Origin of the sequence: Aeromonas sp. 61P (assembly GCF_051919545.1) — a bacterium.
Lineage (GTDB): Bacteria > Pseudomonadota > Gammaproteobacteria > Enterobacterales > Aeromonadaceae > Aeromonas > Aeromonas veronii.
This window is the reverse complement of the sequence record NZ_JBQBEL010000001.1, coordinates 4,030,363-4,047,209: the sequence shown is the minus strand read 5'-3', so window position 1 is coordinate 4,047,209 and position 16,847 is coordinate 4,030,363. Positions and strand designations below refer to the sequence as shown.

The window sequence follows — 16,847 nt, the reverse complement described above, 5'->3', positions numbered from 1 at the left end:
CGGGCGTTGGGTAACCAACGCCCGTCTGCGTAACCACAGGATGAGTATGTCGAAGCGCGATTTCTACGAAGTACTGGGTGTGGCGAAAGATGCCGACGATCGCGAGATCAAGAAGGCGTACAAGCGCCTGGCCATGAAGTATCACCCGGATCGTAACCAGGGTGATGCCGCATCCGAAGAGAAGTTCAAAGAGGTCAAGGAAGCCTACGAGGTCCTGACCGATGCCAACCTGCGTGCCCGTTACGATCAGTACGGCCATGCCGGTGTCGACCCGAGCCAGGGTGGCGGTGGCCACGGTGGCCACGGTGGCTTTGGCGGCGGTGCCGACTTCGCCGACATGTTTGGTGACGTATTCGGTGACATCTTCGGCGGTGGCCGTGGTGGTGCCCGTCGTGGCCCGGCCCGAGGCTCCGACTTGCGTTACACCATGGAGCTGACGCTGGAAGAGGCGGTACGCGGGGTCTCCAAGGAGATCAAGGTGCCGACCCTGGTTCACTGCGAAGTCTGTAACGGCTCCGGTGCCCACACCGGCAGCAGTGCCCAGACTTGCCCGACCTGCCACGGCTCCGGCCAGGTGCAGATGCGTCAGGGCTTCTTCGCGGTGCAGCAGGCATGTCCGCACTGTCACGGCCGCGGCAAGATCATCAAGGATCCGTGCCGCAAGTGCCACGGTGAAGGTCGCTACCAGCGCACCAAGACCCTGTCGGTGAAAATTCCGGCGGGCGTCGATACCGGCGATCGCATCCGTCTCTCCGGCGAAGGGGAAGCGGGGGAAGCAGGAGCTCCGGCAGGGGATCTCTACGTACAGGTGCACGTCAAAGAGCACGAGATCTTCGTGCGTGACGGCAACAACCTCTACTGCGAAGTGCCCATCAGCTTCACCGCAGCTGCGCTGGGTGGCGAGATTGAAGTGCCGACCCTGGATGGCCGCGTCAAGCTCAAGGTCACTCCGGAGACCCAGACCGGCAAGATGTTCCGCATGCGCGGCAAGGGCGTGAAGTCCGTGCGCTCCGGTCAGGTAGGGGATCTGATGTGCAAGGTGGTGATCGAGACTCCGGTCAACCTCACCGAGCAGCAGAAAGAGCTGCTGCGCCAGCTGGACGAGTCGTTCAGCGGTGCCGCTGCCAAGACCCACAAGCCGAAATCGGAAGGCTTCTTCGAAGGGGTGAAACGCTTCTTCGACGATCTGACCAGCTGATTTCAGCGACCCGAATAAACAGAGCCGGCCTTGTGCCGGCTCTTTTTTTGCCTGTCATTTCGCCAGGATCCGCCTTATTGAGTGGATCCTGATGAGGGATCCTCCTCACAACTCCCGCCAATTCCTGCTGTACAAATGTTATCCCGCTCACACTGTTGCTGAAACGGTTTAGTTTCTGTATTGAGTTGGCTAAAGCGGTTTAGCTATGCTCCGTCTGTCGATAACAACAGCGCCCGTCCGGGCCACAGATGACAGGTGAGGAAGATGATGATGTTCAAGAGCAAGTTGGCGCTGGCGGTAGCGCTGGGATTGGGGATGAGCAGTCCGCTGTGGGCGGCGCAGGCGAGTGTTGCAGGTGAGAGTGTCGAGGCCAGACTGGCGGCGCTGGAGGCGCGGGTACAGGTAGCTGAAGCCAGAGCCGAGGCAGCAGAGAGCCGCGCCAGTCAGGCGGAAGTGAAGGCGAGCGCGGCCAGCGAGCAGGCGCAGGTGGCCAACAACCGCAGCCAGAAGGTGGATGAGAAGACCGCCGGTGCCCAGGGCTTCGAGTTTCACGGCTATGCCCGCTCGGGCCTCCTGGTCAACGGCAATGGCAACGGCGGGCGCGGCGGCCCCTACCTCACGCCGGCAGGATCCGTGGGTGGAGCTGTCGGTCGCCTTGGCAACGAAGATGACACCTACATGGAGGCCAACCTGCTGAAAACCCAGACCTTCGAGGATGGCAGCTGGGCCCGCTACAAGCTGATGCTGGCAGACGGGGTGGAGACCAGCAACGACTGGACCTCCAGCGATTCGAGCCTCAATACCCGTCAGGTGTTTGCCGAGATCGGCAATCTGGCGAGCTTCGACGGCCCCTTCAAGAATGCGGTGCTGTGGGCGGGCAAGCGCTTTGACCGCGACAACTTTGACATCCACTGGCTCGATTCTGACGTGGTGTTCCTGGCCGGTACCGGCGGCGGCGTCTACGACGTGCAGCTGGCCGACAGCTGGAAGGCCAACTTCTCTCTCTATGGCCGTGATTACGGCGACATCAGCGCCAGCGGTCTGTCCGATATCGAGAGCTACATCCTCACCATGAACAACCGCGTCGGCAACTGGCAGTGGATGGTGAACGGTCTCTCGGCCAAGGACAATGACGCCCGCATCAATGACAAGGGGGCGGGCAGCGAGGCGGCGGACAAGGGGGCACACACCCTGCTGGCCTACCACGGCGAGAGCTTCTTTGGCATCAACCCAGGGTTTGCCAAGGCGGCGGTGTTGTATGGTCATGGGCTGGGGGCCGAGGTCAAGGGGCTGGGCTCTGACAGCGAGCTGTTGCCGGACGCCGATGCGGTGCGGGTCGCCGTGTTTGGCGCCACCGATCTCAACTCGCGCTGGCGTTTTGCCCCGGCCCTGCTGGCCGAGCAGAGTCAGGATCGCTACGTGAAAGGGGACGAGTACCGCTGGATCACCTTCAATACCCGGGTGGCGCAGGTGCTGAGCCAGAACGTGGAGCTGGTCTACGAGGCGGCCTGGCAGTACATGGATCTCGATCCCAAGGGTTACAAGGGACGCCAGGCGGTGAATGGCAACTTCACCAAGCTCACCTTCGCCCCCACCTTCAAGGCGCAGACCGCCGGCTTCTTCGAACGGCCCGAACTGCGGGTGTTCGCCAGCTGGATGGACTGGTCCTCCGAGCTCGACAACTACGCCAGCGACGATGCCATGGGTCAGAGCAACTTCACCGCCGGTGGCGAGTGGAACTTTGGCGTACAGATGGAAACCTGGTTCTAGTTCGTTATCCCGATCACAAAAATGGCAGCCGGTGCCGAGATCTGTTGGTTGGCTAAAACGGTTTAGCTGATAATGCCAGCCAACAGAACAGAGTTCGGGTTTGACCGTGGATCCGATGCAGCAGTGGAGTAGCAAGGTGACGAATCGTGTGTGGGTAATGGGGGATGCGGTGGTGGACTTGATCCCGGAAGGGGCGTTGCACTACCTCAAGTGTCCGGGTGGCGCACCCGCCAATGTGGCTGTTGGCGTGGCACGGCTGGGTGGCGATGCGGCCTTTATCGGCCGGGTTGGTGCCGATCCGTTCGGCCGCTTTATGGCCGACACCCTGAGCGGTGAGGGGGTGGATATCGGTGCGCTGCGGCTCGATCCAGACCATCGCACCTCTACCGTGCTGGTGGCACTGGATGATGAGGGGGAGCGCAGCTTCACCTTTATGGTGCGCCCCAGTGCCGACCAGTTCCTCACCCCGGATGAGTTGCCCCGCTTCGATGCCGGTCAGTGGCTGCTCACCTGCTCCATCGCGCTCGCCAATGAGCCGGTACGCACCAGCTGCCTGCAGGCCATGGCGGCCATCAAGGCGGCAGGCGGGCGGGTCTGCTTCGACCCCAACCTGCGCCCCGAGGTGTGGGGCAACCCCGCCGAGATGCTGCCGCTGGTGCGTCAGGCAATTGCACAGGCGGATATGGTCAAGCTCTCCATCGAGGAGCTGCAACTGCTGAGCGGCGAGGATGATCTGGCTGCCGGGCTTGCAACTCTCTCAGGCCCGGCGTTGGTGCTGGTGACCAGAGGGGCGGCCGGGGTGGTGGCTCGCCTTGATGGCGAGTTGCTGGAGTGGGTGGGGCAGAAAGTGACGCCCATCGACACCACGGGGGCGGGGGATGCCTTCGTCGCCGGTCTGCTGGCGGCGCTGGCCGGGCGCTCGTCGCTGCCGACTCTGGCCGAGCTGCCTGCCATCCTGGCTCAGGCCCACGGCTGCGGGGCGCTCGCCACCACCGCCAAGGGGGCGATGACGGCGCTGCCGACCCGCACCGAACTGGATGCCTTTTTGCGATCAGGCGCAAGCGGCTGTTGAGCTGAGGCTAGAAGCCCGGCTCGACAGCCCCTACTCTCATGTGACTAGGGCCCGCCAGCGTGGCGGGTCATAAGAGGAAGAATATGAATATCAGTGCGATAGCCAAGGATCTGGTGCCCCTGCTCGGGGGCAAGGAGAATATCGTCAGTGCTGCCCACTGCGCCACCCGGCTGCGATTGGTGCTGGCCGATGACAGCAAGGTGAACAAGGCTGCCATCGACAAGCTGGAGGGGGTCAAGGGGTGCTTTAGCAACGCGGGCCAAATTCAGGTGATCTTCGGCACCGGTCTGGTCAACAAGGTCTATGCGGAGTTTGTGGCGCTGACCGGTACCGGCACCGCCAGCAAGGCGGAGCTGACCGACATGGCGGCGGCCAAGCTCAACGTGGCCCAGCGGCTGGCGCGAACCCTCTCCAACATCTTCGTGCCGATCATTCCGGCCATCGTCGCCTCGGGCCTGCTGATGGGGCTGCTCGGCATGGTGCGCACCTACGGCTGGGCCAATGCCGACAGCGCCCTGTTTGTGATGCTCGATATGTTCAGTTCGGCGGCCTTTATCATACTGCCGATCCTCATCGGCTTTACTGCGGCGCGGGAGTTTGGCGGCAATCCGTATCTCGGGGCGACCCTTGGCGGCATCCTCACCCACCCGGCGTTGACCAACGCCTGGGGCGTGGCCGGTGGTTTCAAGACCATGGACTTTTTCGGGCTGGATGTGGCGATGATCGGCTATCAGGGCACCGTCTTCCCGGTGCTCTTGGCAGTCTGGTTTATGTCCCATCTGGAGAAACAGCTGCGCAAGCGCATTCCGGATGCGCTGGATCTGATCCTCACGCCGTTCCTCACCGTCATCATCACCGGTTTCGTTGCACTGCTCTTTATCGGCCCGGCGGGTCGGGTGCTGGGGGATGGTATCTCGTTCGGTCTGAGCGCCCTCTATGAGCAGGCAGGCTGGCTGGCGGGGCTGGTATTTGGCGGCACTTACTCGCTTATCGTCATCACCGGCATCCACCACAGCTTCCACGCCATCGAGGCGGGGCTGCTGGCCAATCCGCAAATTGGCGTCAACTTCCTGCTGCCCATCTGGGCCATGGCCAACGTGGCACAGGGCGGGGCTTGCCTCGCGGTCTATTTCAAAACCCGCGATGTGAAGATCAAGGCCATTACCGTGCCGGCGGCCATGTCCTGCCTGCTGGGTATCACGGAAGCGGCAATCTTTGGGGTGAACTTGCGCTACATCAAACCCTTCCTCGCCGGTCTGTTTGGCGGGGCCTGCGGCGGCGCCTACGTGGTGGCGGCCAAGGTGGGGATGACGGCGGTGGGGCTGACCGGTATTCCCGGTATGGCCATCGTCCAGCCCATGAGCCTGATTCACTACATCATCGGGTTGGTGATCGCCTTTGGCGCCGCCTTCGCCGCATCCTACCTGCTCAAGTACAAGGTGGAGTGATGAAGGAAAGCGATCTTCTCAACCAGATTGTCCGGTCGCTGCTGGCCGGACAGCTCAAGGCGGCGGCCGATCCCCATCGGCCTCGCTGGCATCTGGCAGCCCCGGTGGGGCTGCTTAACGATCCCAACGGTTTTATCGAGCACGACGGGCGCTACCACCTCTTCTACCAGTGGAATCCGCTGGGCTGCGAGCACCGCAACAAGGGCTGGGGCCATGTCACCTCCACCGATCTGCTGCATTGGCAGCACGAGCCGGTGGCGCTATTGCCCACCGAAGCCTATGAGAGCCACGGCTGCTATTCGGGCTCGGCGGTGAGCGACGAGCAGGGGCGCCTGACTCTTATCTACACCGGCAATGTCAAATACCCGGATGGCAGCCGCACCGCCTATCAGTGTCTGGCCCGGGCCGACGGTGAGGGTGGTTTTGCCAAGCTGGGGCCTGTGCTGGATCTGCCCGCAGGCTACAGCGGCCACGTGCGCGACCCCAAGGTGTGGCACGACGGCCAGCAGTGGCTGATGGTGCTGGGGGCCCGCACCCTGGATGACAAGGGGGAAGTGCTGCTCTATCGCGGTGACACCCTGCAAAGCTGGCAGCGGGTGGGCCCCATCGCCGGTAGCGGGCGAGGGGGGCTGGGTGAGTTTGGCTATATGTGGGAGTGCCCGGATCTCTTCCCGCTGGGGGAGCGCCATGTGCTGATCAGCTGCCCGCAGGGGATTGCCCCGGTGGGTGAGGATTATCGCAACCTCTACCAGTGCGGCTGGCTTTCTGGCAACTTCGACGGCGAGCGCTTCGAGCACGGGGCTTTCCACGAGCTGGATCGGGGCTTCGAGTTCTATGCGCCGCAAACCACCCGAGACAGTCAGGGGCGCCGCCTCCTGTTCGGTTGGCTGGGGCTGCCGGAGGAGAACGAGAGAGCCAGCCTACGGTCGCTCACGGCTGGATCCACCAGATGAGCTGCCCGCGGGAGCTGTTCTGGCAGGATGAGTGGCTCTGCCAGCGGCCGGTGGCGGAGCTTGCGGCATTGAAGGGAGAGTTGACCCGCTTCGAGGGGACGCTCGGCGAATTTCCGGGTCTGGCCATCGACTCGGCCTGGCTCGATCTGGATCTGTGTGGTGAGGGGAGCCTCTGGTTCGGTGCCGTGGCCGAGCTGTGCTGGCAGCCGGGGCGCATCACCTTGCGGCGCCAGAACTGGCAGAGCGGAGCGTGGGAGACCCGCAGCAGCCCATGGGCTGGCGGGCGGATCACCGTGCTATGCGATCGCTCCAGTCTGGAGTGCTTCATCGATGAGGGTCGCCACAGCCTGTCGGCGCGCTATTTTCCCGGGGACAAGCCGCAACTTTCATCAGGTAACGGCGATGATGGCTGCAAAATTTGCCTCAATCACTGGCCGCTGTCGGCGTGCCTAGTACAATAGCCCGGTTCTAGTCAGCCGGGAGGCCAGGTGGAGAAGAAGAAACGGATCACGATTGCCCAGATCGCCGAACTGGCGGGGGTGTCCAAGGCGACCGCCAGTCTGGTGCTCAACGGGAAGAGTGCGGAGTACCGGATTGCCGACGATACCCGCAAGCGCATTCAGGCGGTGGCGGAGGAGTGTCACTACCTGCCGAGCTTTCATGCCCGCTCCCTGCGCGAGACCCGCAGCTACACCTGGGGGCTGGTGATCCCCGATCTCACCAACTTCGGTTTTGCCCGCATTGCCCGTGCCCTCGAGGCCTACTGCCGGGAGGCGGGCATCCAGCTGCTGATCGCCTGCTCCGAGGATGATCCCGCCCTCGAGCAGCGGGTGGTGGACAACCTCATCAGCCGTCAGGTGGATGGGCTGATTGTCGCCTCCAGCGGCCACAGCGATGATATTTATGCCCGCATCCACGATCGTCTGCCGGTGGTGCAGCTCGACCGCCACATCGGCGAGTCGCGCCTGCCCATGGTGATCTCCGATGCCTGCAAGGCTACCGCCGAGCTGGTGCGGGACATGACCTGCGAGTGCGGCGAGCAGATCTACTACTTCGGCGGTTTGCTGGATCTCTCCCCCAGCCGTCACCGGCTGGCGGGCTATGAGCTGGGGCTCCATCGCGCCGGTTTTGAAGCCGATGCCGCCCGGGTGCGCCATCGCGACTATCAGCCGAGCTCCGGTTATCAGCTGATGGCCGAGCTGGTGGCTGAGCTGGGAGCCCCCCCCAAGGGGCTCTTTACCGCCTCCTTTACCCTGCTGGAAGGGGTACTGCGCTACCTCAACGAGGCGGGGTTGATGGAGACAGGCATGCGCCTGTGTACCTTCGACGATCACGACCTGCTTGACTGCATTCCCATGCGCATCGACTCGGTGGCACAGGATTGTCCGGCGCTGGCCCTCGCCGCTTTCGAGCTGATGCAGCAACTGATTGCGGGCAAACCTCCCGCACAGACTGCCCAGGTGATCACCCCCAGGGTGCGCTGGCGCAGCCGCCGTTAGCCACTCTTCGCCCATCCATATGAGAAAGCCCCGCCATTGCTGGCGGGGCTTTTTGCTGTGGGCGGATGGTTCGTTCCTCTGACAGGCAGCTCAGTCGGTGGTACTGGTGCGCCAGAACACCTGCTTGATATGGGGGTGGATGGCCAGCTTTTGCATCAGGGCATCCAGCTCGTCGCCATCGATGGAGGTAGCCAGCAGCACCGCCGAGATCTCCAGATCCCCCGCGCCAAACGGCTCGATATCGAGTTCGCTCAGGGGGTAGTTGGCCTGCTCCAGCATCTCCTCGAGCCAGTGCAGCACCTCTTTTTGATGTTCACGCTGGGTCAGGGCCGTCACCTTGTAGGTCACTTCGGTGTCGGTATTGTCCACCGGGCGACGGTTGATCTGATTGACCAGCGGTCGCAGCAGGGTGTTGGCGGCGAGCACAAACAGGGCGCCCAGAATTGCCTCCATGGCCAGCCCGGCGCCACAGGCGGCGCCGACTGCTGCCACGCCCCAGAGAGTGGCGGCGGTGTTGATGCCGCGGATATTGCCCGACTCGCGCATGATGACGCCGGCGCCGAGAAAGCCGATGCCGGAGACAATATAGGCCACCACATGGACCACGTTGTAGTTGCCGCCGTGCAGGTCATAGATTCGCTGGGCCAGGCTGACGAACAGGGCGGCTCCCACGGCGACCAGCACGTTGGTGCGCAGGCCCGCGGTACGTTGGCGGTACTGGCGCTCCAGCCCGACCAGACTGCCGAGCACAAAGGCGAGCAGCAGGCTGGCCAGAGTGTCGAGCAGGGAGATCATGTCAATTTGTTGCCACATCTTCATGGCGTACTCCTTCTGATAAGCGCTGGCTTGGCACAATCCATGATGAAACGCCGGGTGGCGGATGGATCAGGGGATGATTGCGCGGATGGCCAGCAGACAAACAAAACGCGGCGTCCCGAGGCGGGAGCATCATCGGATGCCCTGACGCTCGGAGAGGACGCAACAAGCGGGGCCAGCGTGGCTGGCCCCTTTCACTGTGGTTAACGCAGATGAGCTGTCAGTTGAGCTCGGGATCGCAGTCGATGCGCGGGCGCAGTTGCCAGCGCACCGGATGTGCTACTCCGACCTGATGAACAAACTGAACCAGATAGCGTCGCTGGGGCGGGGTGCACTGCAGGTTGAGCACCAGCTCTCGCCCGCCGCCGCGACCCGGCTTCATCGATTGCATCGGTTGCAGCCCCGCCGGTTGCAGGGTGTGGTTCACCATATCCAGCACCTGCTCCATATCGGCGCGATCCTCACAGCGGATCTGCAGCCGGTAGTGGTGCTGACGCTGTTTGCCGCCCAGCCAGCGTGGCAGCATGCCACGGCCGAGCCTGCTCAACAGGGGGTGAGCCCGGGTAGCAACAGAACCTGTTGCGACCGCGCGATCCGCAGCCGGTTTGATTGAGATAAAACGCATAGCAGCCTCCTTGTGGGAAGCAGAAACTATGCAGGCATGGCGACCGTGGCGATTGGCCACAGGTCACCAGACGTCAAGTGTAAAAAGGGAGAAGAGGGGAGTGGATGTCCGCTTCTCGCAGGGTTGCGAGCATGCGGCAGAGAAAGACCTGCGGCTAGCTCGCGACCTTGGTACCGACGATGAGGGTCGGTCTACAACTGTCACTTGATGAGTTGCCCACTGATGGTCTCCGCTATTGATAAGAGGCTCGAATGATAGCCGAGGTGGCAGGCAGGGTAAACCCCGCGCCGCCCGCAGCAACATCTTGAAACATAATCGAAAGCCCCGTTTTGCCGCGCAGGGCCGCCAAAAGCAGACCCGGCGAGGGCCGGGTCTGCGGGGTCATTCGGTCTTGTCGATGCCGAGGTATTTGAGCATCAGTTTTTCGTAGATGGGCTCGGTATCCCCCACCTGCATCTTGTGCAGAAAGTACTTCTCGAAGGCGATCTTGGCCAGATGGACCCACTTTCCTTTCTTGAACCAGGCAACGTTGCGCGGCGGGATCTGCGGCATGGCGACGAAGGCTGCACCTGTGTCCCCCATGTCTGCCAGACAGATGGCATTCCACACCGCCTTGGTCACCGGTGGCTGGCCACTGAGCTCCGCCTTGATGTTGTGGCTCAGGGTGCGCACCATTGCCTCAATCATATAGCCGGTCTTGGGCACCCCGGTCGGTACCGGCGTCTTGTGCGGCGGTGCAATGGCGATGCAGACACCGGCGGCGTAAATCTGCGGGAAGGCGGGATTACGCTGGTGTTCGTCGACGATGACAAAGCCGCGGGGATTGACCAGCCCCTCGATGCCCCGCAGCGGCGCAATGCCGACAAAGGCGGGCAGCATCATGGCGTGTTTGTAGGGCAGAGTGTGGGTGCGCTTGAGGTTGCCCTCATCGTCCAGTTCCTCCACCGTCATCTGGCCATCTTGCGCCGCCACGGTGCGGGCATTGCAGATCCACTGCACGTCGCGCATCCGCAGTTCGCTCTCCAGCATCCCCTTGGAGTCCCCCACACCATTGAGACCCAGATGGCCGATGTAGGGCTCGCTGGTGACAAAGGTCATGGGCACATTTTTTCTCACCTTCTTGTCGCGCAGGTGACGATCGAGGATGAACGCATACTCGTAGGCGGGGCCGAAGCAGGAGGCACCCGGCATGGCGCCGACAATCACAGGGCCGGGCTCATCGACCAGGGCACTGACGCTGTGGCGGCACTCTTCGGCGTGGGAGAGGGTACAGACGCTGGTGGTGCCACCAGATTCGGGGCCAGCCCCCGTCACCTCGTCAAAGGCGAGGGCCGGACCGGTACAGATCGCCAGAAAGTCGTAACGCAGGGTCTGGCCATCGGAGAGGGTGAGCTGCTGCGCCGCCGGTTGCAGCTCGGTCAGGGCGGCATGGATAAAGCGGATCCCCTTTTTCTTCACATGGGGTTCGATGGGTATCGAGGTCTCCTTGCGCTCCCGCCACTGGACGGCAATCCAGGGGTTGGAGGGGGTGAATTCAAAGTCCGGCTTGTCATTGATGAGGATCACCTCATGCAGCTTGCCCAGTTCGGCCTTGAGTTCGTAGGCGGCAGACATGCCCCCGAGACCTGCGCCGATGACGATTACCGTTGCCATATTCAGCCTCCTGCGTTTATTACACGCTCATGTGAGCCGGGTCATCCGACCCTGTTATTTAAATCCTATCCGTTTGAGGATCATCGCTGCCGGGCAGAAACCGGTGAATGCGCTCTGGATCAGGTTGACCCCGACAAAGGCACTCAACCAGACAAAGCCCGGATGAACCCAGGTGGTAAGGAGCAGCGAGAGCAGCAACATGCAACCCGCGACGATTCTGACTCCGTTATCTACTGTCATGGTCCTTCTCCTTATCTACTTTAGATATTGCTAATTTAGTGTTGTTTTATACAATAGAACAAATATCAGCAATTGCTAATTTACTCTTATGAGCCAATTCGACGAGATGAACAGACATGCGACAGCTGCCGCCTCCCTGCTCAAGGCGTTGGCTCATCCCGAACGCCTGATGGTGCTCTGCCAGCTGGTGGAGGGGGAGAAGGGAGTTGGAGAGCTGCTGGCCCATAGCCAACTCGGGCAGTCGGCCTTCTCTCAGCAACTTTCGGTATTGAAGCGCTACGGCTTGATTCGTTCGCGCAAGGTCTCCCAGCAGATCTACTACTCGCTGGTGAGCGAGGCGGCGGCCGATGTGCTGGGAGCGCTGCAAACCCATTTTTGTCACTCAGAAAATAAGGAATCTTGATGATGGAAAGCCAATGGCTGCTCTCTTTGGGCGGTGGCATGCTGGCGGGGCTGTCGGCCCTGATCCTGATGTTGTTCAACGGCCGGGTTGCCGGGATCAGCGGCATTCTGGCCGGTGCGCTGCAACACCGTGCGCCGTGGCGGGTGTTGTTTCTGCTGGGGCTCGGGGCGGGCGCCTGGTTGGCGCTGACCCTGGGCTGGGCCAGTATGCCCGCATTCACCACCTTGCCCAGCTGGCCTGTAGTGTTGCTGGCAGGTCTGTTGGTCGGCATCGGTACCCGTCTTGGCAATGGCTGCACCAGCGGCCACGGCATCTGTGGCATGGGGCGACTCTCCCTGCGCTCCATCGTCGCCACCCTGACCTTTATGGCGGCTGGCTTTATCACCGTCTTCGTCACTCATCATCTGCTGTAAGGGGCTGATTGCCATGAAGTTGCTGACAAGTTTGTTTGCGGGTGTGTTGTTCGGGCTGGGGATGGCCATCTCCGGCATGATGGATCCCGCCCGGGTCACCGGTTTTCTCGATCTGGCCGGGGCTTGGGATCCCAGCCTCGCCTTCGTGATGGGGGGCGCTCTGCTGGTCTTTATGCCGGGTTATTTTCTGCTGGTGAAACCCCGTCGCCAGAGTGTGCTGGGGGAGTCCATCACCGCCGTACCAGCCCCTCGGCTGGAGCGCAGGCTGATCGGCGGGGCCGCGCTGTTTGGCATCGGCTGGGGATTGGTGGGTATCTGCCCGGGGCCTGCTCTGAGTCTCATTTCCAGCGGGCAGCCCATGATAATGTTGTTTATAGCGGCCATGGTGGCCGGGATCTTGTTGTTTGACAGAGGGCTGGCCAGGTTGCTGACCAAGGCGCCAGCTCGGGGAGTGGATAAGGTGCGCCAGTCCCATACCGCCTGATCCCGTGAAGTGACAGATTACGCCAGGGAAGGAGAGTGATGATGGAAAAGATCCGGTTGCTGGGGATCACCTTATTGGTGATGACATCGCAGGCCATGATATCCCCCCGGGCCCTTGCCGCGGACGGGGAGCCAGAGCCCTTGTTGACAGTGGCGCCACAGCCGGTGACCGACTGGCTGACGCTGGATGGCACCGTCAGTGCCATCAATCAGGGGACGGTGGCGGCCCAGACCAGCGGCCGGGTCTCCCGCATGCTGGTGGATGTGAACGATCAGGTGCAGGCGGGGCAGCCGCTGCTGGAGATTAGCGGTAAGGAGCAGTTTGCCGCCGTCACGGGGGCCGAGGCGCGGCTGGCTCGGGCGCAGGCTCAGCAAGTGGAAGCCGAGCGCCAGCTCGCCCGCTTTCAGGCGCTGATTGCCAAGGGGGTGATCACCCGCGCCCAGCTCGACAATGCCCAGGCGACGGATCGCGCCGCCCGCGCCGAGGTGAATGCGGCCGATGCGGCCCTCACTCAGGCCCGCGAGGCCTACGGTTATACCCGCATTCTCGCCCCCTACGCCGGGGTGGTGACCAAACGGCTGGTGGAGTTGGGGGAGACTGTCGCCCCCGGTACCCCGCTGCTCTCCGGCTTCTCCCTAGACACACTGCGGGTGGAGGTGGAGTTGCCCCAATCCGCCCTGACGCTCGCTCGGTCGCCTGCTGATGTGCAGGTGCTGCTGCCGGATGGCAGGGCCGTTATCCCGGTCAAATTGACCCGCTTCAACTATGCCGACAGCCAGAGCCACGCCTTCAGGTTGCGCCTCGACTTGCCGTCGCAAACCGCCGGGGTATTGCCCGGCATGTGGCTCAAGGTGCAGCTCAAACAGGGTGAGCGTCAGGTGCTGCAAGTACCGGATCGCGCTCTGCTGCGGCAAGGGGAGTTCAACGGCGTCTATCTGCAGCAGCCCGCTGGCTGGGCCCTGACGCCGGTGCGGGTAGGCCATTGCTTTGAAGGGCAGTGCGAGATCCTGGCCGGGCTGCAAGCCGGTGACAAGCTGGCCCCCGATGGCTGGGCGCAGCAGCAGGAGGTGGCCCATGAGTAGCGAGCTGAACGGCAACAAGGAGAGGCTGGGGCCAGCTGGCCGACTGGCTGCACTGTTTCAGGGCTCGGCCATCACTCCGCTGCTGGCGCTGGTGGGGCTGTTGCTCGGCCTGTTTGCTGTGCTGGTGACCCCCAAGGAGGAGGAGCCGCAGATCGATGTCACCTTCGCCGATGTCTATATCCCTTTCCCGGGCGCCACGCCGGCAGAGGTGGAGTCTCCCGTCACCACCCCTGCCGAGCAGGTGGTCTCCCAGATAAAGGGGATAGATACCCTCTACTCTTTCTCTCGCCCTGATGGCGCCCTGTTGGTGGTGGTGTTCAAGGTGGGGGTGAGCCGCGAGCAGGCCATCGTCGATCTCAACAACCAGCTCGACTCCAATCGTGACTGGTTGCCACAGGGGATCGGGGTTGGTCAGCCACTGGTGAAACCCCGGGGGATCGATGATGTCCCCATCGTCAGTTTGACCTTATGGAGCAAAGATTGGAGCAAAGAGGGGAGCAAGCAGCCGGGGGCACCCGAGTTGACCCGGGTTGCCCATGAGCTGGAGACCGAACTCAAGCGCATTCCCGGTACCCGCGATATCTACACGCTGGGCAGCCAGAGTGCCGTGTTGCGGGTGATGCCGGATCCGGCGGCCCTCAGCGCCCACGGCATCAGCTGGGGCGAGTTGAGCCAGCGCCTTGCGGCCGCCAATCAGGTGGGCCCGACACAGGCCACCTGGCAGGACAACCGGGAGATCAAGGTGCAGGTGGGGCAGTTCCTGCAAAGCGAGCAGGAGGCCCGCGAGCTGGTGGTGGGGCTGCACGACGGCAAGCCGGTCTATCTGGGGGAGGTGGCCAGGGTCTCGCTGGGTCAGGAGACCCCGACCAAGCGCAGCTGGATGGGGCTGGGGGATCGCAGTTATCCGGCGGTGACCCTGGCCATCGGCAAGCAGCCCGGCCAGAACGCGGTCGAGGTGGCCAAGCGGGTGGAGGTGCGGGTCGAGAGCCTCAAGAATCGACTTATCCCGGCTGGGGTCGAGGTGACGGTGACCCGTGACTACGGCGTCACCGCCGAGACCAAATCCAACATCCTCATCGGCAAGCTGATTTTTGCCACCACGGCGGTAGTGCTGCTGGTGCTGGTGAGCATGGGCTGGCGCGAGGCGCTGGTGGTGGGTGTGGCCATCGTTATCACCCTGGCGCTGACCCTGTTTGCCAGCTGGGCGTGGGGCTTTACCCTCAACCGGGTGTCGCTGTTCGCGCTGATCTTCTCCATCGGCATTCTGGTGGATGACGCCATCGTCGTGGTGGAGAACATCCACCGCCATCGCGGTTTGGGCAAGGGGGCACTCAAGGATCTGATTCCGGGGGCGGTGGACGAGGTGGGGGGGCCGACCATACTGGCGACCCTGACCGTTATCGCGGCCCTGCTGCCGATGGCCTTTGTCAGCGGCCTGATGGGCCCCTACATGAGCCCCATCCCCATCAATGCCAGCATGGGGATGCTGATCTCCCTGCTGGTGGCCTTTATCTTCTCCCCCTGGCTGGCGAGCCATTTGCTCAAGGATTCGGTGCACGGTACCGACGGCGAGGCCAAGGCGGGCCTCTTTCACCGGCTGATGACCCCTTTCCTGATCGGTGATGGCGCCAAGAGGGCCAGACGCAAACTCTGGCTGGCCATCCTGCTGCTGGTAACGGCTGCCGCCGCCATGCCCATGGTGCAGTGGGTAGTGCTCAAGATGCTCCCCTTCGACAACAAGTCGGAATTCCAGCTGGTGCTCGATATGCCGGAGGGGGCCACGCTTGAGCAGACCGAGCGCACCCTGCTGGCGGTCGGGCGGGAGCTTGCCAAGGTGCCCGAGGTGAAGGATTACCAGATTTACGCCGGCACCGCCGCCCCTATCAACTTCAATGGGCTGGTGCGCCACTACTTCATTCGCAGCGGTGCCAACGTGGGGGATATTCAGGTCAATCTGGTGGACAAGCATGAGCGCCATCGCAGCAGCCACCAGATTGCCCAGTCGGTTCGGGAGCCACTGCAGGCCATCGCCAGCGCGGTGGGGGGCAACCTGAAAGTCGTTGAGGTGCCGCCCGGCCCGCCGGTCTGGTCACCCATCGTTGCCGAGGTGTATGGCCCGACTCAGGCCGCCCGTGAGGCAGCCGCTCGCGCCGTTCAGGCCCGCTTTGTGGCCACGGCGGATCTGGTGGACGTGGATATCTATCTGACCGACCCGCAGCCCAAGTGGCGGCTGGTGGTGGATCAGCAAGGCGGCCCTGCTCGGGGTCGATCTCGGCGATCTGGTGAACACCCTCAATGGCGGGGTGGGTTATCAGGATGCCAGCTGGCTGCAGGGGCATGGCGCCAAGTATCCGGTGCCGATCCGCATCGAGCTGGCCCCCGGTGACAAACGGGATCTAGCGGGTGTGCTGGCCCTCAAGGTGCGCAGCCTGAGCGGCCAGCTGGTGCGGGTCTCCGAGCTGGTGAGTCGCCGCGATGAGGTGGCACCCAGCTATATAATGCACAAGAACATGCAGCCCATGGTGATGGTGGTGGCCGACATGGGCGGCCATACCGACAGCCCGCTCTATGGCATGTTTGCCGCCGGTGCCGACATCTCGCTGCCACAGTATTACGTGCAGCAGCCCGACAAGCTTGGGGAGGTGGCGCTGTTGTGGGACGGGGAGTGGAAGATAACCTACGAGACCTTCCGCGACATGGGGATTGCCTACGGGGTGGGGATGATCCTCATCTACCTGCTGGTGGTGGCCCAGTTCCGCTCCTATCTGGTGCCGCTCATCATCATGGCCCCCATTCCGCTCACCCTCATCGGGGTGATGCCGGGCCACGCCCTGCTGGGGGCCCAGTTTACCGCCACCTCGATGATCGGGATGATTGCGCTCGCCGGGATCATCGTACGCAACAGCATCCTGCTGGTGGACTTTATCGAGCAGCAGCGGGCGAGTGGCGTGGCGTTCGAACAGGCGGTGATTGCGGCGGCGCAGGTGCGGGCCAAACCCATCATGCTGACGGCGCTGGCGGCGATGATCGGGGCCCTGTTCATCCTCGATGATCCCATCTTCAACGGACTGGCCATCAGCCTGATTTTCGGGATCCTGGTCTCCACTTTGCTCACCCTGGTGGTGATACCCTTGCTCTATTATGCCCTGCTCTCCCGACGCTCATGACGGGAGTCACTAGCGAAAGGATGC

General features: G+C 62.8%; 13 protein-coding genes and 2 pseudogenes. 11 read left to right on the top strand and 4 right to left on the bottom strand.

The annotated features are described in order from the left end of the window. The first annotated feature begins 46 nt into the window (after positions 1 to 46). From dnaJ to ACTG2O_RS18865, 6 genes and pseudogenes are all read left to right on the top strand, one after another. Positions 47 to 1,198, top strand: coding sequence for a molecular chaperone DnaJ (gene dnaJ, locus ACTG2O_RS18890; protein ID WP_439976478.1), 1,152 nt, complete (start codon positions 47 to 49; stop codon positions 1,196 to 1,198). Positions 1,199 to 1,462: 264 nt separating this feature from the next. Next, positions 1,463 to 2,968 (top strand): carbohydrate porin, encoded by a 1,506-nt coding sequence (locus tag ACTG2O_RS18885; RefSeq protein ID WP_439976477.1) that lies wholly within the window; start codon positions 1,463 to 1,465, stop codon positions 2,966 to 2,968. Between the two features lie 115 nt (positions 2,969 to 3,083). Beyond that, a complete protein-coding gene (locus ACTG2O_RS18880) occupies positions 3,084 to 4,040 on the top strand; it encodes an aminoimidazole riboside kinase (protein WP_439976677.1) in 957 nt (318 codons plus the stop codon). Between the two features lie 83 nt (positions 4,041 to 4,123). Continuing rightward, positions 4,124 to 5,488: a sucrose-specific PTS transporter subunit IIBC gene (locus ACTG2O_RS18875; protein WP_043818633.1), complete on the top strand. Its 1,365-nt coding sequence runs from the start codon at positions 4,124 to 4,126 to the stop codon at positions 5,486 to 5,488. Beyond that, a pseudogene (locus ACTG2O_RS18870) lies at positions 5,488 to 6,902 on the top strand (glycoside hydrolase family 32 protein). Before ACTG2O_RS18875 ends, ACTG2O_RS18870 begins: the two are co-directional and overlap by 1 nt. 27 nt (positions 6,903 to 6,929) lie before the next feature. Beyond that, entirely contained in the window at positions 6,930 to 7,940 is a 1,011-nt protein-coding gene (locus tag ACTG2O_RS18865) for a substrate-binding domain-containing protein (RefSeq protein ID WP_439976476.1), read from the top strand. Positions 7,941 to 8,030: 90 nt separating this feature from the next. On the opposite strand, the gene ACTG2O_RS18860 is transcribed toward ACTG2O_RS18865, so the two are convergent. From ACTG2O_RS18860 to ACTG2O_RS18845, 4 genes are all read right to left on the bottom strand, one after another. Further along, positions 8,031 to 8,759, bottom strand: a complete 729-nt coding sequence (locus tag ACTG2O_RS18860; RefSeq protein WP_064336900.1) for an MgtC/SapB family protein — start codon at positions 8,757 to 8,759, stop codon at positions 8,031 to 8,033. Positions 8,760 to 8,976: 217 nt separating this feature from the next. Then, positions 8,977 to 9,381, bottom strand: a complete 405-nt coding sequence (locus ACTG2O_RS18855) for a hypothetical protein (protein WP_005359258.1) — start codon at positions 9,379 to 9,381, stop codon at positions 8,977 to 8,979. A 381-nt stretch (positions 9,382 to 9,762) separates the two neighbouring features. Then, positions 9,763 to 11,034, bottom strand: a complete 1,272-nt coding sequence (locus ACTG2O_RS18850; RefSeq protein WP_439976475.1) for an NAD(P)/FAD-dependent oxidoreductase — start codon at positions 11,032 to 11,034, stop codon at positions 9,763 to 9,765. 54 nt (positions 11,035 to 11,088) lie between these two features. Beyond that, the gene (locus ACTG2O_RS18845) at positions 11,089 to 11,274 is read right to left on the bottom strand and encodes a YgaP family membrane protein (protein ID WP_236284586.1); all 186 of its coding nucleotides are present in this window, start codon (positions 11,272 to 11,274) and stop codon (positions 11,089 to 11,091) included. 88 nt (positions 11,275 to 11,362) lie between these two features. On the opposite strand from ACTG2O_RS18845, the gene ACTG2O_RS18840 reads away from it, so the two are divergent. The 5 genes and pseudogenes from ACTG2O_RS18840 to ACTG2O_RS18820 all read left to right on the top strand — a co-directional run bounded on the left by ACTG2O_RS18840 (position 11,363) and on the right by ACTG2O_RS18820 (position 16,823). Further along, positions 11,363 to 11,677: an ArsR/SmtB family transcription factor gene (locus ACTG2O_RS18840; RefSeq protein ID WP_005338008.1), complete on the top strand. Its 315-nt coding sequence runs from the start codon at positions 11,363 to 11,365 to the stop codon at positions 11,675 to 11,677. Further along, positions 11,677 to 12,090: a YeeE/YedE family protein gene (locus tag ACTG2O_RS18835; protein WP_058055969.1), complete on the top strand. Its 414-nt coding sequence runs from the start codon at positions 11,677 to 11,679 to the stop codon at positions 12,088 to 12,090. The genes ACTG2O_RS18840 and ACTG2O_RS18835 overlap by 1 nt, the downstream gene beginning before the upstream one ends. A 13-nt stretch (positions 12,091 to 12,103) precedes the next feature. Beyond that, on the top strand, positions 12,104 to 12,574 hold the full coding sequence (locus ACTG2O_RS18830; protein WP_058055970.1) for a YeeE/YedE family protein: 471 nt from the start codon (positions 12,104 to 12,106) through the stop codon (positions 12,572 to 12,574). Positions 12,575 to 12,615: 41 nt separating this feature from the next. Next, a complete protein-coding gene (locus tag ACTG2O_RS18825) occupies positions 12,616 to 13,656 on the top strand; it encodes an efflux RND transporter periplasmic adaptor subunit (RefSeq protein ID WP_439976676.1) in 1,041 nt (346 codons plus the stop codon). Next, a pseudogene (locus ACTG2O_RS18820) lies at positions 13,649 to 16,823 on the top strand (efflux RND transporter permease subunit). Before ACTG2O_RS18825 ends, ACTG2O_RS18820 begins: the two are co-directional and overlap by 8 nt. The last annotated feature ends 24 nt before the right edge of the window (positions 16,824 to 16,847 follow it).

Coding starts and splice junctions, on each gene's coding strand:
- dnaJ (WP_439976478.1), top strand. CDS start 47: ATGTCGAAGCGCGATTTCTACGAAGTACTGGGTGTGGCGAAAGATGCC.
- ACTG2O_RS18885 (WP_439976477.1), top strand. CDS start 1,463: ATGATGATGTTCAAGAGCAAGTTGGCGCTGGCGGTAGCGCTGGGATTG.
- ACTG2O_RS18880 (WP_439976677.1), top strand. CDS start 3,084: ATGCAGCAGTGGAGTAGCAAGGTGACGAATCGTGTGTGGGTAATGGGG.
- ACTG2O_RS18875 (WP_043818633.1), top strand. CDS start 4,124: ATGAATATCAGTGCGATAGCCAAGGATCTGGTGCCCCTGCTCGGGGGC.
- ACTG2O_RS18860 (WP_064336900.1), bottom strand. CDS start 8,759: ATGAAGATGTGGCAACAAATTGACATGATCTCCCTGCTCGACACTCTG.
- ACTG2O_RS18855 (WP_005359258.1), bottom strand. CDS start 9,381: ATGCGTTTTATCTCAATCAAACCGGCTGCGGATCGCGCGGTCGCAACA.
- ACTG2O_RS18850 (WP_439976475.1), bottom strand. CDS start 11,034: ATGGCAACGGTAATCGTCATCGGCGCAGGTCTCGGGGGCATGTCTGCC.
- ACTG2O_RS18845 (WP_236284586.1), bottom strand. CDS start 11,274: ATGACAGTAGATAACGGAGTCAGAATCGTCGCGGGTTGCATGTTGCTG.
- ACTG2O_RS18840 (WP_005338008.1), top strand. CDS start 11,363: ATGAGCCAATTCGACGAGATGAACAGACATGCGACAGCTGCCGCCTCC.
- ACTG2O_RS18835 (WP_058055969.1), top strand. CDS start 11,677: ATGATGGAAAGCCAATGGCTGCTCTCTTTGGGCGGTGGCATGCTGGCG.
- ACTG2O_RS18830 (WP_058055970.1), top strand. CDS start 12,104: ATGAAGTTGCTGACAAGTTTGTTTGCGGGTGTGTTGTTCGGGCTGGGG.
- ACTG2O_RS18825 (WP_439976676.1), top strand. CDS start 12,616: ATGGAAAAGATCCGGTTGCTGGGGATCACCTTATTGGTGATGACATCG.